Raw genomic sequence first — 15,413 nt, 5'->3', positions numbered from 1 at the left:
CGGCCGGGCGTGGATCCCGTAGGCCAAAAGGGCACACACGAACCGGCCAATCGCCCCCGCGTCTAAACCCTCGTCATTGCGCCCCACCGAACCCATAAAAAAACCACCGACAAAGCGGTGGTTTTTCAGTTTTACGGACTTTCAGACTTTACTTTTTCACGCCGATTTCCGTTCTGCCGCTTTGGCACGCGCCACATGCAGTTTTGTGTAACTGTCGATCAAGCGCTGATGGCGGTCCAGTCCCTCCAGTTTCATACTGGTTGGCGTCAAGCCGTAGAAACGCACGCTACCATCGACCGAGCCCAAAGCCGCATCCATGCGGGCGTCGCCAAACATGCGGCGGAAGTTGAAGACGTAGTCGTCCAGTTCCAGTTCGTCGCTCAACACCACTTCCAGCACGGCACTCAGGGCTTGATAGAACAGGCCGCGCTCCAGCGTGTTGTCGTTGTATTGCAAGAAGGCACCCACCAGGTCTTGGGCATCTTCAAATTGTTGCAAGGCCAGATGGATCAACAGTTTCAGTTCCAGCACCGTGAGCTGGCCCCATACTGTGTTTTCATCGAACTCAATGCCGATCAGTGTGGCAATGTCGGTGTAATCATCGCGCTCGCTATTATCCAGACGCGCCAACAGGCGCTCCAGCGCGGCATCATCCAGCTGGTGCAGATTCAGGATATCGGCACGGAACCACAGCGCAATGTTGGTGTTGTCCCAGACCAGGTCTTCAACCGGGTACACCTCAGAATACCCGGGTACCAGAATGCGGCAGGCAGTGGCGCCCAGATGGGTGTACTCGGCCGCGTAGGCTTCTTTGCCCATGCTTTGCAGAATGCCGAACAGGGCCGCGGCTTCCTCGGCATTTGAGTTTTCGCCGTGACCAGAGAAATCCCACTCGACAAATGCGTAATCTGCTTTGGCACTGAAAAAGCGCCAGGACACCACGCCGCTGGAATCCACAAAATGCTCAACAAAGTTGTTGGGCTCAGTCACGGCGTGGCTATCAAAAGTGGGCCGTGGCAGGTCGTTCAACCCTTCAAAACTGCGCCCTTGCAGCAACTCAGTCAGGCTGCGCTCCAGCGCCACTTCAAAGCTGGGATGCGCGCCAAACGAGGCAAACACGCCGCCGGTGCGCGGGTTCATCAGGGTGACGCACATCAATGGGTATTGGCCGCCCAGCGATGCGTCTTTGACCAGCACCGGAAAACCTTGCTCTTCCAGACCCTGAATGCCAGCCTGAATTCGCGGGTATTTGGCCAGCACGTCTTGCGGCACATCCGGCAGGGCGATTTCGCCTTCCAGGATTTCACGTTTGACGGCCCGCTCAAAAATCTCTGATAAACACTGCACTTGCGCCTCGGCCAGCGTATTGCCGGCGCTCATGCCGTTGCTGACGTAGAGGTTTTCGACGAGGTTGGACGGAAAATACACCACCGCACCATCCGACTGGCGCACAAACGGCAGCGAACAGATGCCGCGTTCGACATTGCCGGAATTAGTGTCATACAGGTGCGAGCCCAGCAACTCGCCATCCGGGTTGTAGATGGCCAGGGTGTAGTCATCCAGAATTTCCGACGGCAACGCACCTTTGGGGCCGGGCTTGAACCAGCGTTCGTCCGGATAATGCACAAACGGCGCATTGGCGATGTCTTCGCCCCAGAAGCTGCCGGCGTAGAAATGGTTGCAGTTCAGGCGTTCCAGATATTCGCCCAGGGCAGAGGCCAGCGCGCTTTCTTTGGTTGAGCCCTTACCATTGGTAAAACACATGGGCGAGTGGGCATCGCGGATATGCAGCGACCAGACGTTGGGCACAATGTTGCGCCATGATGCAATTTCAATCTTGATGCCCAGATCAGCCAGCAAGCCGGACATATTGGCAATGGTTTGTTCCAGCGGCAGATCTTTGCCGGGAATCCAGGTGGCTGCATCGGCAGACGGATTAAGCGTCAGCAGCGCTTGTGCATCTGCATCCAGACTTTCTACTTCTTCAATCACAAACTCCGGCCCGGCCTGCACTACCTTTTTGACTGTACAACGATCAATAGAGCGCAAGATGCCTTCGCGGTCTTTGGCGGAGATATCCGCCGGCAATTCGACCTGAATCTTGAAAATCTGCTGATAGCGGTTTTCCGGATCGACAATATTGTTCTGTGACAGCCGGATATTCTCTGTGGGGATATTGCGGGTAGAACAGTACAACTTGACGAAGTAAGCCGCGCACAAAGCCGAGGAAGCCAGAAAATAATCAAACGGGCCGGGTGCAGAACCGTCGCCCTTGTAGCGGATGGGCTGGTCAGCAATGACCGTAAAATCGTCGAATTTGGCTTCCAGACGCAGCTTGTCCAGAAAGTTGACCTTGATTTCCATACGAGAATTCCAGAGTAGTGCTCAAAATGAACCGGGCACCATTATCCGGGTTTTTGGGCGGCAATCCCGGCTTTATCCGTAATGGCTGCCAACCGGCTTGTTCGCCCGACCCGTGATGCCCCGCCCTGCACGCCCCGCCCTCTATGCGTCAGACCGTCTTTGCCGCCGGTTTTTGCCGCGATCTCAATGGGATTTCCCGCAGGCGCAGCGAGAACACAAACGCCACCAGCAGCACGACCGACGCCACCAGACAAATACCATGAAAGGCCGAGGCAAAGGCATCGAGATAGCCCGCGTGCATGGCTGGAGACAATTGCGCCACGGGTTGCATAAGGCGGTGATGCCCTGTCCCGTCATCCGGCAACACGGCATCCAGCTTGCTGGTAACCAGCGCGTTAAACAGTGCGCCAAACGCCGAAACCCCCAAAGAACCGCCCAGCATACGAAATAGCGTGACGCTGGATGTCGCCACGCCAATCTGCTTCATATCCACCGAGTTTTGCACCACCAGCACCATGACTTGCATGACCATGCCCAGGCCAATACCCAGCATACAGGCACAGGCATACAACTGATTGAGCGAACTGGCGGCATCCAGCCGGGAAATCAGAAATAGCGCCACCGCAGCCAGCAACGTGCCTGTGATCGGGAAAAACCGGTAACGGCCGGTGCGGCTGATGATGATGCCGCTCAGCATGGAACTACTCAGCACGCCCCCCATCAGCGGTAGTAACTGTACGCCTGAACCGGTGGGCGTTGAGCCTTTGACCACTTGCAGATACAGCGGCATATAGGTGATGGCACCGAATAGCCCCGCCCCAACCAGCGCGCTGATCACGCTGCACAACAAAAAGGTGTTTTGCTTGAACAACCCCAGCGGAATAATCGGCTCTGCCGCCAACCGCTCTTCATAGATAAATCCGCCAAACGCCACGATGGCAACATACAGATAAACCCAAAGCTCGGCCGATGACCACGGCAAACTGGTGCCACCAGAGGTGGCAAACATGACCAGACAACTCAGGCTGACAGCCAGAAACCCGGCGCCCCAGTAATCGATCTCGTGCCGGACATGCGCTTCATGGGCATGTAGCACCAGCGTGATCACGGCCAGGGCAAGCAAACCGATGGGCAGATTGATGTAAAAGATCCAGTGCCAGGAGTAGTGCTCTACGATATAGCCGCCCAGCATGGGGCCCACTACGGTAGCCAGCGCATAAGTTGCCCCAAGCGCACCCTGGAATTTGCCGCGTTCAGCCGGGGTGAGTACGTCGGCAATGATCGCCATACTGACCACCATCAGCCCGCCACCGCCCAGCCCTTGCAATGCGCGTGTGATGATGAGTTCCGTCATGTTTTGCGACAGCCCGCACAAGGCAGACCCGACCAGAAACACCACAATCGCCACTTGCAGCACCAGTTTGCGGCCAAACAGATCGCCAAACTTGCCGTAAAGCGGAATCACAATCGTGGAACTGAGCAAATACGCGGTCACCACCCAGGACAAAGACGATACGCCGCCCAGGTCACGCACGATGGTGGGCAAAGCGCTGGAGACAATGGTCTGATCCAGCGCGGACAACAGCATCACCATAATCAGCGCGCCAAACAGGAGCGGCAACGGCGGCCGTTTGGGCATGGCAATTGGGTGTTCAAGGACTACGGGGACTTCGGTAACCGTGGAATTCATCGTTGTTCAATATTAATTGATGATTCAATTAATATATGGATTAGCCCATATGCATGTCAATGGGGTACGTGCTGCTGCTATCATCTGCCCACAAAACCGGAGGCCATGTGACCCAGGAAGTGTCGCCACCCCGCCGCCCGGGGCGGCCCGCCCAGCGCGAAGGACAAGAAAATCAGCGTGAACGTTTGCTGGATATCGGGCAGACGCTGCTTGCCGGCCAGGGTGCGCCCTACGTCACCATGGCGGCCATCACCAAAGCAGCCGGCATTACGCCCTCTGCCGCGCACTACTACTTCAAGACCCGCGAACAGTTGCTGGATGCCTTGCTGGAAGAACGCATCATGCCAGTCCGCTCTTATTTTGAAGGGGTGTTTGAGGCCACGCCAGACGACCCCGTCGCGACCATGAGCAACTTTGTGCAGCGACTGGTGGCACTCAATACCAAACATCCGTGGTTTGGCCCGTTCTGGATTCGCGAAATGATCAGCGAAGACCCCGCCCTGGCAGAACGCGTCAAGCTGCGCTTTGGCGAGCGCAAGAATTCCGTGGTGATCGGCACCTTGCAGCGCTGGCAAAAAGAAGGCCGCATCAACCCGGACCTGGAACCGCTACTGATCTTTACCAGCGTGATTGGCCTGACCCTGCTGCCGCTGGCCATGCGTCCCAAACTGGAGCCGGATACGTTTCACAGCAAGGTCAACGAAGAACAGATTATCCGGCATGCCACGGCGCTCCTCACAGGCGGTCTGACTCGCAAGGACTGACGCGCCAGGCCGTTGTCAGCGGCGCGCGTGGTTAGCGAATGGCGGCGTCATGCAGTCGTCATCCGAACACGCTAAAACAGCGCCACGCCTACCCGCCCGGAGCACCTCCATCATGATTCCGCGCTTTTCGTCGATTGTTGTCGCCACCACCATGCTGACACTGTTCAGCACGACCGCCCAGGCAGAAGACCAGCCCCTGACCTCGCTGGAAGGCACCTGGATCATGACCGGGGCCTATGAACTCCACAGCGATGGCACGCGCACAACCAACTATGGCGAACACCCCAAAGGGCTGTTGATGGTGGACAAAACGGGGCGCTACTCGCTGCAGATTTTCCGGCCAACTCGCCCCCGGTTTGCCAGCGGCGACAAAACCAAAGGCACACCCGAGGAATACCGCGAGGCTGTGCTGGGCAGCAGTACACACACCGGAAACGTGAGCATTGATCCGGCTGGACACAAGCTGGTATTCAAGATTGATGCCGCGTCTTACCCCAACTGGGAAGGCGCCCAACAGGTCCGGGATTACGTATTCAAAGAGGGCATGCTGACTTATTCCGTCCCAGCCAGCGCCTCTGGCAATGGCACTGTGGCGTATTCAGTCTGGCAACGCGCGGCAGAATAACCGGCAAGACCCAAAACAAAAGCCGTCCACCGACGGCTTTTGTTTTTTAAACGCCCGCTCAGCAAGCAGTGGCGGCGCTGCGCTTGCGCCGTGCCACCACCGCAACGCTGCCGATCAGCAACAACGCCCAGGTTTCAGGCTCCGGCACCGGGGATGTGGTCACCAGCAACTGCGCCCGACCCTGATCACTTTGACCGCTGTAGCCAAACAGATACTGCGCGGCAGTGCTCAATGGCTGCAGGTCGGTGATGCGGCCACCAAGGCCAAACTGGCCTGAGGCAATAGCGGCAAAAGACGCCGCATCAAGCGAGATATCTACCCATTGGTTCGCATCACTGGGGCCACCACTGTAGACGCCGTACACGGTGCCCGCGCCCAGGGCATCAAAACTGGTGCCGGTCAGTGCGGTCAGCACGTAATTCACCTGCGGCGACTGCAGGTTCTGGACGTCATGCAGGTTGATCTGCAACACCGCCGAAGTCACCTTGCCGACCAGGCCCGCCGTATCAAACTGAAAGAAATTGCGGTATTCCTCCGACGGAGAAGCAGTGCAATACGTGGTGGAGCAATACCCGGCAAAGTAGTTGTTCAACGCATTGCTGCCGTTATTGAAACCATCCGCCCCAACCCAGCCGGTATCGGCCGCGCTGAACGTATACGTATTGGCACTGACCGCACCGGCACATAGCGCCAGCACCAGCCCGGCCAGAGTTCTGTTCATGGCACCTTTCATATTTGTTTGTCTCCTGACTTGTGATGGCTAACCCAAGCGCGGGAAAACCGCTTCTTGATAGCCAACGGTCAGGTATGCGTCAACGTACAAATCAAAACATTGAAAGGTTCTATCTTACTTCCACCCCTTTGGTCTCATTCCGTCCACCAGCATCATGGCGCGCTCAAACCGGTACGCATGGTGAACAACCCCAGCACCACGAACAAGACCGGCTATCCGGCCAACACCCGGTCGCATCCAGACCCTACCAACCCGGCGCGGCTCCGTTCGTCCACACGCGTCGGGCAACCGGTTGGCGCGCCTTCCCATCCTTTTGTCATCCGCTGCGCACGGCGTCAGATTTCTGTCTACATTAAGGGTGAGCACACCACCTTGCTTACCATTGCAATGGGTGCGCAGCCATAAAAGAGCGCCGCAAAAAGCGGCGACAACATGCTCCAGTTATGCAAATCGAGGAAAACACCAGCGCGTTCAGCGGCATGCACGCCACTGGCCTAACGCAGGATATTTCTGACAAACACTGACAGAAAAACCATTCAGGCGCGCACAATCAGCCTGATGCGGGGCAGCGCCAGTCAGCTTTACAGATTCAGGGGGAGCCCTTATGGACGCGTCATCCGCACTGACCTTTCTGCTTGCGGCATTTGCATCAATCTCGTTATTGCTCGTCGTCCGCCGCCGACTGACCGTTGCGCACAAGCGCCGCTAACATGTTTGAACCGCAGCAACCCGCTCGCGACGCCGAGGCAGCCGCCGCAGCGGTGCCGTGCGCCCTGCGCCACGTCTTGCCCACGGCCATGATTTTGTATTTTTTCCTGGCCATGGGGGCGATTGTCTTATCCCGCCAAAGCGGTAGCATTGCCAACCTCTGGTATGCCAACGCTCTGGGGGTGATCGCCCTGCAGACACGGCCGCCTCGACAATGGCCGTTGTTGCTGCTGGGCATGGTGGTGGCGGATCTGCTGGTGCACCGCGTACTGGGCACGGCCTTTTTGCATTCGCTGATGTTTCAGCCCGGCAATGTGTGCGAGATGCTGCTGGGAGGCTGGCTACTGCATCAGTATGGTCGCCCCGCCCAGACCATTAGCGATCCGGCCCGGCTCATGGCCACACTGGCGCTGGTCACCCTGCCCGCCTGCCTTGTGGGTGCGCTGATTGGCGCAACGTTGTTGTCCCTGCACGACTCGACTGACTATTTCAATCTGCTGTTATCCTGGTTTCTGGGCAGTGTCGTCGGCACCGTCTCCATGCTGCCGCTGGGCCTGACCGTACTGGCCCGCGGCTGGCGACGGGTGCTGGCGGCTTTGCGCGGACGCAACGCACTGTTGCTGCTTCTGCTGGCCGTTGCCATGGCGGTGTACGCACCGGCGCAACTTGCATTTCCGTATGTGTATGTATCCGTCTCACTCACCTTGCTGGCAGCACTGGCCCCGCTGGAAGTGGTGGCGCCCGGCATTCTGGCGTGTTCAATCTGTATGGGTACGCTGGTATCGCTAGGCGTGTTTGAGCCCCCCAAGACCTTGGGGCAACACGGCAATGTCTGGTTTTTTCTGCCCTTTATCCTGACCTTGCTGCCGCCGGTGGTCGTTGCAGCGGCGCTGGAGCAGGTGCGCCTGGCCAATTTGCGTCTGGCGGAGCGTGAAGCCAGCTACAAAAGCCTGCATGACTTGCTGGGCAATTTGCTGCAAGCCGCCACGGAGGTTTCCATTATTGCCGGTGACGCCAGCGGCATGGTGCGCATTTTCAACCGTGGTGCTGAGCGCTTGTTGGGCTACGAGGCCAGCGAGGTCATCGGCAAGATTTCACCCAAAGCATTTCATGTCCCGGAAGAACTGGCCAGCTATAGCGCTGACCTGGAAAAAAGCCTGGGAGAGCCCTTGCCACAAGGCATGCTGCCCACCCTTGTCCGCCCCATGCATGGTGAAGCCGAAACCCGTGAATGGACCATGGTGCGCAAGGACGGCAGCCGGCTGCGCGCACTATTGTCCGTATCAGCGATGCGGGAGGATGAAAAAGGAGAAAACAAACTGGTGGGTTACCTGGGCATCTTTACCGATGTGACCGAACAACATCAGTACAAACGCGCCCTGCTGGCGGCACGTGATCAATTGTTGATGGCGGCAGAAGTAGCAGAACTGGGCATCTGGAGCTGGACGCTGGCCGACAACAACCTGCAGTGGAACCCGCGCATGTTCCAGTTTTACGAGCAGCCACTCAAACTGCGGGAAGGCGGGCTTAATTTTGAGCACTGGCGCTCACGCGTCCATCCGGACGATCTGGCCGGCGCCATGGCTAGCCTGGATGCGGCCATTCTAGGCCAGGGGACGTTTTCCGCGATTTTCCGGATCGTCCTGCCGGATGGCCGGGTGCGCTTTATTCAGGCCTCCGCTCAGGTCGAACGCGATGCCCAGGGTGTGGTGACTCGCCTGACCGGCATCAACCGGGATGTCACGGCGCAACAGCAATTTGAAGACAGCATGCGCCAGGCCAAAGAACAGGCCGTCGCCGCCAGTGAGGCCAAGTCTTCATTCCTGGCCAATATGAGCCATGAAATCCGCACCCCAATGAACGCAGTGCTGGGTTTGCTGCAACTATTGCAATGGACCGATCTGGATGCGCGCCAGCAAGACTATGTCGATAAAACCCAGAACGCCGCCCAGGCGCTGCTGGGGTTGTTGAACGACGTGCTGGATTTTTCCAAGATCGACGCGGGCAAACTGCAACTGGACCCCCACCCGTTTGAAGTGGAGTCGCTACTGCGGGACCTGGCGACGGTACTGTCCGGCAACATCGGACACAAAACGGTGGAACTGTTATATGAAGTGGATGCCCGCCTGCCGCGCGTATTGATTGGCGACCGTTTGCGGCTGCAGCAGATCCTGATCAACCTGACCGGCAACGCACTCAAGTTCACGCAGCAGGGCGAAGTGGTGGTGTCCTTGCGCTACTGCGGCTGGGAGAACGATCAGGTGCGGCTGGAGATCGCCGTCCGCGACACCGGCATTGGCATTTCACCGGAACAGATCGGCCATATTTTTGAAGGCTTTCAGCAAGCAGAAGCCTCCACCACGCGCCGCTTTGGCGGCACTGGCCTGGGGTTGGCCATTTCCCGCCAACTGGTGCATTTGATGGGGGGCGATCTGGCCGTCGAATCCACCCAGGGCGAAGGCAGCCGCTTCTGGTTCTGCATCAGCCTTGCGGCGCAGGAAGAAACCCCGCCGCCACCGGCCCGCGCTATCCGCGCACTGGTGGTGGACGACAACCCGGTGGCGCTGCGCATCATGGCGACCATGTTGCGCGGATTGGGCTGGGCCGTGCAGGCCTCATCTGACGGCGCCAGCGCGTGTGCCGCTGTGCAAAAAGCGCTGGACGACAATTTGCCGTTTCATGTGGCACTGATGGATTGGGATATGCCGGAAATGGATGGTCTGGCTGCCGCCGGCCGCATCCGGCAGATGCCGGGCGTGGAAGACGTCACCCGCACCATTTTGCTGACCCGTCCGGGAGACGACGCGCTGCTGCGCTCGATCACCGTGGCCAGCCCGGTCTTTGCCGACACGCTGGCCAAACCCTTTACCCCTGGCCAGTTGATCGACACCGTTTACCACGTGCTCGATGGCGTCAGCGCACCCCAGCACAAGGCGCCGCGCAATCAGCCGCAAGGCCGGCTGAAAGGCATGCAGATTCTGGTGGTTGAAGATAACGCGTTGAATCGGCACGTGGCGTCAGAATTGTTGTCGGGCGAAGGGGCAACGGTCAGCCTGGCCGAAGGCGGCCTGGAAGGCGTGGCCATGGTCACGGAAGGCGGTCAGGTATTTGACGCCGTCATCATGGATGTCCAGATGCCGGATATCGACGGCATGGAAGCCACCCGCCGCATCCGGGCCGATGCGCGTTTTGCCTCCCTGCCCATTCTGGCCATGACCGCCAATACGTCGGCCTCAGACCGGGAAGAATGCCTGGCTTCTGGCATGAATGATCACGTGGGCAAACCGATTGATCTGGAGGCCGTCATCCCGCCGCTCTTGCGCCTGACCGGGCGCACCGGCATCGGGGATTAACCCTGCGGCCAGACCGCGCAATTACACGTTGGCGGTTCGTTTTTGCAGCCAGCCTTCCAGCATGGGCGCGGGCAGCGGCTTGGCCAGATAAAAACCCTGAATGACGTGAAAGCCCTGCTGGCGCAAGAGCTTGAGCTGTTTTTCATCCTCCACGCCTTCTGCTACCACCACCAGATTCAGGCTTTCGCCAATCCGGATCACGGCCTCTGACAAGGCCTGGGCGGTCTGATCGTGCGCCAGATCGTGGACAAAGCTTTTGTCCAGTTTGAGTTCACTGACCGGCAAACGCCGCAGATAACTCAAGCTGGAATACCCGGTGCCAAAATCGTCCATAGACAGTTTGACGCCCAGCGCGTGGACTTCCTGGATGGTATCCAGCGTGGCGGCATTGCCATCAATCAGCACGTTTTCGGTGATTTCCAGCATCAACCGGGCAGGTTCCAGCTGATAGCGCGCCAGCAAGGCGCTGATGATGTCCGGCAGCTCCACATTGTGAAAACTGGTCGGTGACAAATTGACTGCCACACTGGGCACAGCAATGCCACGGGATTGCCAGTCAGCCAGTTGCCGGCAGGCTTCTTCCAGCACCCATAAACCCAGATTGCCAATCAAGCCGGATTCTTCCGCCAACGGGATAAACCGCGCCGGCGAAATCTCGCCCAGCACAGGGTGGTGCCAGCGCGCCAGTGCTTCCACCCCATACAAACGCCCGTCTTCAACCATCACCTGCGGCTGGTAATGCAGACGCAATTGCTGCTGTTCAATGGCCTCACGCAGGGCGTTTTCCAGGGCCAGGCGTTCTTGCGCCCGCAAATTCATCTCGTTACTGAAAAAACTGTAGCTGCCGCGATTACCCGCTTTGGCTTCGTACATGGCAATGTCGGCACGACGCAGCAGGGTTTCGATGTCTTCCCCGTTGCCCGGATACAGGCTGATGCCCACGCTGGCAGAAATCACGTGGGTGGCATCGCCAATCCGGTGCGGCCGGCCAAGGCCTTGCAAAATCTGCTCGGCCACATCGGCTACCCGGCGCGCATCACACTGCGGCAGTACCAGCACAAACTCGTCACCCGCCAGACGCCCGACAATATCCGAGCCGCGCCGCCCTTCACTCAATCTTTGGGCGGCCAGCCGCAACACTTCATCCCCGACGGTATGACCCAGGGTGTCGTTGATTTGTTTGAAGCGATCCAGATCAATAAACAGCACCGCCAGTTGCGTCCGATCCCGCGCGGCGCCGGCAATGGCTTGCTCAGCTTTGGCCAGCAACAGGCTGCGGTTGGGCAAGCCGGTCAGACTGTCATAAAAGGCCAGCTTGCGGATTTGCTCCCGTGCAGCCTCGCGCTCCAGCGCCAGCGCGCACAGGTTGACGCACACGCTCACCAGGCGCCGGTGAAACTCGTCCGGGCCGCGTTTTTCCCGGTAATAGAAGGCAAACGTGCCAACCACCTGCCCCTTGCTGGAGATAATCGGTGTAGACCAGCACGCCTTCAGACCAAACGAAGCCGCCAGCGCAGCGTACCTGGTCCACAGGGGGTCGTGCTCAATATCGGTCACCACCACTTCTTCATGGCGCCAGGCCGCTGTACCGCAAGAACCTTCCTGCGGGCCACTCGGCATGCCTTCCAGCGCCACCGAAAAACGTTCCGGCAAGCTGGGGGCGGCCAGCGCATGCAAGGTATTGTTTTCATCCACGGCCAGAATGGACGCCACCACTTCCGGCGAGATGCGCTCCACTTCCTGGCAGATCATGGTCATCAGATCAACCACCGGGATTTCCCGCGCCATGGCATCCAGGCCACGGTGGTGGATGATTTCATGCATTTTGGCTTCGGTAATATCGGTCACCACGCTGACCGTATTGACCAGCGTCCCGTGTGCGTCGCGCACCGGGTTGATAATCAGTTTGTTCCAGAAGCGCTGACCATCTTTGGCCCAGGTGAGTTCTTCCAGCTTGAACGGCCGCCCGGCGTTGGCACATTGCAGCGCCTCTTCAATGACGGCCGGTTTGACGTTGGGCACCAGCAGGGCAATGGGCCGGCGGCCGTGGATTTCTTCCAGTTGATAACCAAACATGCGGACAAAGCCGGCATTGACGTAAACAATCCGCCACGCGCCATCGGTCACAATCACCGCGCTGTCGGTTTCATCCACCACCAGGGATTGCCACAAGCGCTTGGATTGCACGCGTTCGTGCTCCACGCGCAACGACACATCCGACGAGACCGCCAGCACCGATTGCAGATGCCCGTGCTCATCCATACGCGGCGCGTAAGTAGCCTCCAGCCAGACACTGCGACCATCCCGCGCAACCCGCTCCACCAGGCCGGCCCAATGTTTGCCCGCGCGCAAGGTGCGCCATAATTCGATATGTTGCTGATGCGCTTCCGGCCGGCTGGGTGGGCACACCAACTCGTGCGGGGCATCGACGATCTCTGCCAGGTCGTAACCGAAGCGATCCAGAAACAGCCGGTTGGCGCCCAGAAAACGCCCTTCTGCCGAGAACCGCGCCAGCAGCATGGCGCGGTCAATCGCTTCAACATGGTGTTGAATTTCCGGAGGTGTCGGCGTTGTGCCGCTCAAATGCCCGGCCGCCAGGGAGATTTCACGCATCAGGATTTCACTCACGACGACACACAGCAACCTGCCGCCCGGCATCCAGACAGGCCGCTATGCCAGCACCATGGAGGAACAAGCGCATCGCCGGATGCGATACCTCATTCCGTCGGGCTGGGCACAGGGCGACCTGTAAGTTTTGCAAGAGATTTCTCCGGACAAAGGAAGTCAGAAAGTGAGCCGCCTTGCATGGTAGTCTATTAGAAATTACTAATGCAACCCCAAGCAACACTAAGACACTGGCGACTTTAAGCATTTGTCATTGCCCGGGACGCAGCCAGGCGCACTTGACCTTTATGGTAAGAAAACTGGCTCTATGCAAATGTATATTTACTAAAAACCCGGTAGATATGGCCAATCTACCCGCCAGTACCGCAACCACCCGGTCCACCTTACGCCGTTTACCCACCCGCACCAAACACGCCCGACAATGGGGCGCAGCCGCAAAGCCTTGTCATCTTTGGCTTGTACACTGGAAACGCATGGAACCGGTACACTGGTGCCCGGTCTACCCATTCGTCGTCGCTGACAGGGCGATGTCATGTTTGCCAAGCCTTGGCGACTCATATAAAACGGTGTCATCTAACGCGCCATACCTTAAGGAGACAAAGTGTCCCCACACCACAGTTCGACCCCGCTCTGGACCTGGATACTGCCACTGCTGGCCATGGTGACGCTGGGCGTCGCGTTCGGCATGGGCATCAATGGCTGGCTGGTGGCCTTTGCCACCATCTTCCTGGCAGGCACTGTCTTCGCAGCGGTTCATCACGCCGAAGTCATTGCACATAAAGTGGGCGAACCGTTTGGCACACTGGTCCTGGCGGTAGCGGTCACCGTGATCGAGGTGGCACTGATTGTGTCGGTCATGCTGACCGGGGGCGATGCCAAGGCGGGCCTGGCGCGTGATACGGTCTTTGCGGCCGTCATGATTGTCTGCAACGGCATCGTCGGGCTGTGCCTGGTGCTGGGCGCGTTACGCCACCGGGAACAAGTTTTTCAACGCCAGGGCGCGAGTGCGGCGCTGGCCGTCCTCACCGCACTGGCCGTGCTGGCGCTGGTCTTGCCCAACTATGCCACCACCATTCCCGGGCCAACCTGGTCCCAGTCGCAACTGGCGTTTTCCGGCGTGGCCTCGCTGGTTTTGTACGGCACGTTTGTCTTTGTCCAGACTGTGCGCCATCGCAATTACTTTCTGGCCGAACCCGAACCAGGCCAAACCGCCGTGAGTGAAGAGGATATCCAGCTCCCCCGCCCCAACATGCGGGTCACCATGATCAGTTGCGTGCTGCTGCTGATCAGCCTGGTCGGCGTGGTCGGTCTGGCCAAACTGCTCTCGCCCACCGTAGAGACCTTTGTGCTGTCGATGGGCGCACCGGCCATGGTGGTTGGGGTGATCATTGCCGGCCTTGTCTTGTTGCCGGAGGGCATTGCCGCCGCCAAAGCGGCCCGCGCCAATCAGCTGCAACAAAGTCTGAATCTGGCACTGGGCTCTGCGCTGGCCAGTATCGGCCTGACCATCCCGACCGTTGCTGTCTTGTTTATTGCGCTGAACCGGCCACTGATTCTGGGGCTGGATGCCAAAGAAAGCGTGATGCTGGCGCTGACCCTGCTACTCAGTGCCATTACCCTGGGAACGGGGCGCACCACGGTCTTGCAGGGGGTGGTGCATCTGGTGGTGTTTGCCGCCTTTGTGTTCCTGAATATTGTGCCTTGAGGCAGTCAGCATGCTCAAACCTGGTTTAAGAACGCTCGCCACCACATGGCTGGCCGGTTTGCTGGCGCTGCTACCCCTGGCCTTGACCCTGTTTTTGATTGGCTGGGTGGTGGGCACACTCAACCGCTTTATTGGCCCGGGCAGCCTGATCGGGCAGGTTTTTGCCGCACTGGGCGCGCCGTTTGCCGCGGGCCCGGCGCTGTCCTGGTTCATGGGGTCGCTGGTCCTGATCGTGGGGATTTTCTTTCTGGGCGTTGCAGTGCGCTCCGGCTTGAAACAGCCACTGACCCGCCTGGTTGACCTGACCTTGCGACGCATCCCCGTATTCAACAGCCTGTACAACCTGGCGGACCGGTTTGTCGGGCTGCTGGATAAAAGTCAGGCCAACGAAGCCGATATTGGCGCCATGAGCCCGGTCTGGTGTTTTTTTGGCGGGGACGGCGTAGCGGTACTGGGCCTGATGCCCAATCCGCAACCGGTTGACCTGGATGGCCGCGAATACCTGGCAGTACTGGTGCCCACCGCCCCCATCCCGGTGGGTGGCGGCTTGTTGTACGTGCCCTCTGCCTGGGTCAAACCGGCACAGATCGGGGTGGATAGACTGACCAGCATTTATGTCTCCATGGGTATTACGCCGCCACCACCCTTGCGCAGTACGCTACCGCCTCCGTAATCCAGCCGGCCTTGCGCCGGCTTTTTCTTGCGCGCTTTTGACCCGGATTGCCCTGATCCACCGCCCCACCGCCGGTGCGCTTGTCACGTTGTGGCGACTGGCACAGAATGACCCTCGATGTTTAGTTGTTTATCATAATTTATGTAAACAATCATTACGCGACATGGCGTAGT

The 15,413-nt window shown here is 58.8% G+C and carries 9 protein-coding genes; 5 read left to right on the top strand and 4 right to left on the bottom strand.

Annotation, left to right across the window (positions count from 1 at the left end; genetic code table 11):
• Positions 1 to 156: 156 nt before the first annotated feature.
• Together HNQ50_RS04100 and HNQ50_RS04095 are read right to left on the bottom strand one after the other, a co-directional pair.
• Entirely contained in the window at positions 157 to 2,364 is a 2,208-nt protein-coding gene (locus HNQ50_RS04100) for an OsmC domain/YcaO domain-containing protein (RefSeq protein WP_184097810.1), read from the bottom strand.
• Between the two features lie 148 nt (positions 2,365 to 2,512).
• Positions 2,513 to 4,054 carry an MDR family MFS transporter gene (locus HNQ50_RS04095; RefSeq protein WP_221302977.1) on the bottom strand — a complete coding sequence of 514 codons (1,542 nt, stop codon included), beginning with the start codon at positions 4,052 to 4,054 and terminating at the stop codon, positions 2,513 to 2,515.
• 107 nt (positions 4,055 to 4,161) lie between these two features.
• Between HNQ50_RS04095 and HNQ50_RS04090 the strand changes: the two genes are divergently transcribed.
• The gene (locus tag HNQ50_RS04090; protein ID WP_184097808.1) at positions 4,162 to 4,818 is read left to right on the top strand and encodes a TetR/AcrR family transcriptional regulator; all 657 of its coding nucleotides are present in this window, start codon (positions 4,162 to 4,164) and stop codon (positions 4,816 to 4,818) included.
• Positions 4,819 to 4,930: 112 nt separating this feature from the next.
• Entirely contained in the window at positions 4,931 to 5,443 is a 513-nt protein-coding gene (locus tag HNQ50_RS04085) for a lipocalin-like domain-containing protein (RefSeq protein WP_184097806.1), read from the top strand.
• Between the two features lie 58 nt (positions 5,444 to 5,501).
• Here the strand turns inward: HNQ50_RS04085 and HNQ50_RS04080 are convergent, their stop codons facing one another.
• Positions 5,502 to 6,164 (bottom strand): PEP-CTERM sorting domain-containing protein, encoded by a 663-nt coding sequence (locus tag HNQ50_RS04080; protein ID WP_184097804.1) that lies wholly within the window; start codon positions 6,162 to 6,164, stop codon positions 5,502 to 5,504.
• 722 nt (positions 6,165 to 6,886) lie between these two features.
• Between HNQ50_RS04080 and HNQ50_RS04075 the strand changes: the two genes are divergently transcribed.
• Positions 6,887 to 10,237, top strand: coding sequence for a response regulator (locus HNQ50_RS04075; protein WP_184097802.1), 3,351 nt, complete (start codon positions 6,887 to 6,889; stop codon positions 10,235 to 10,237).
• A gap of 21 nt (positions 10,238 to 10,258) precedes the next feature.
• Here the strand turns inward: HNQ50_RS04075 and HNQ50_RS04070 are convergent, their stop codons facing one another.
• Positions 10,259 to 12,850 carry a sensor domain-containing protein gene (locus HNQ50_RS04070; RefSeq protein WP_184097799.1) on the bottom strand — a complete coding sequence of 864 codons (2,592 nt, stop codon included), beginning with the start codon at positions 12,848 to 12,850 and terminating at the stop codon, positions 10,259 to 10,261.
• 613 nt (positions 12,851 to 13,463) lie between these two features.
• Between HNQ50_RS04070 and HNQ50_RS04065 the strand changes: the two genes are divergently transcribed.
• Both HNQ50_RS04065 and HNQ50_RS04060 read left to right on the top strand, forming a co-directional pair.
• Positions 13,464 to 14,567 (top strand): calcium:cation antiporter, encoded by a 1,104-nt coding sequence (locus HNQ50_RS04065; RefSeq protein WP_308419121.1) that lies wholly within the window; start codon positions 13,464 to 13,466, stop codon positions 14,565 to 14,567.
• A gap of 10 nt (positions 14,568 to 14,577) precedes the next feature.
• A complete protein-coding gene (locus tag HNQ50_RS04060) occupies positions 14,578 to 15,240 on the top strand; it encodes a DUF502 domain-containing protein (protein WP_184097797.1) in 663 nt (220 codons plus the stop codon).
• The last annotated feature ends 173 nt before the right edge of the window (positions 15,241 to 15,413 follow it).

This window comes from Silvimonas terrae (genome assembly GCF_014202765.1).
Lineage (GTDB): Bacteria > Pseudomonadota > Gammaproteobacteria > Burkholderiales > Chitinibacteraceae > Silvimonas > Silvimonas terrae.
The sequence above is the reverse complement of the archived record's forward strand: the minus strand, read 5'-3'. Positions and strand labels throughout refer to the sequence as shown.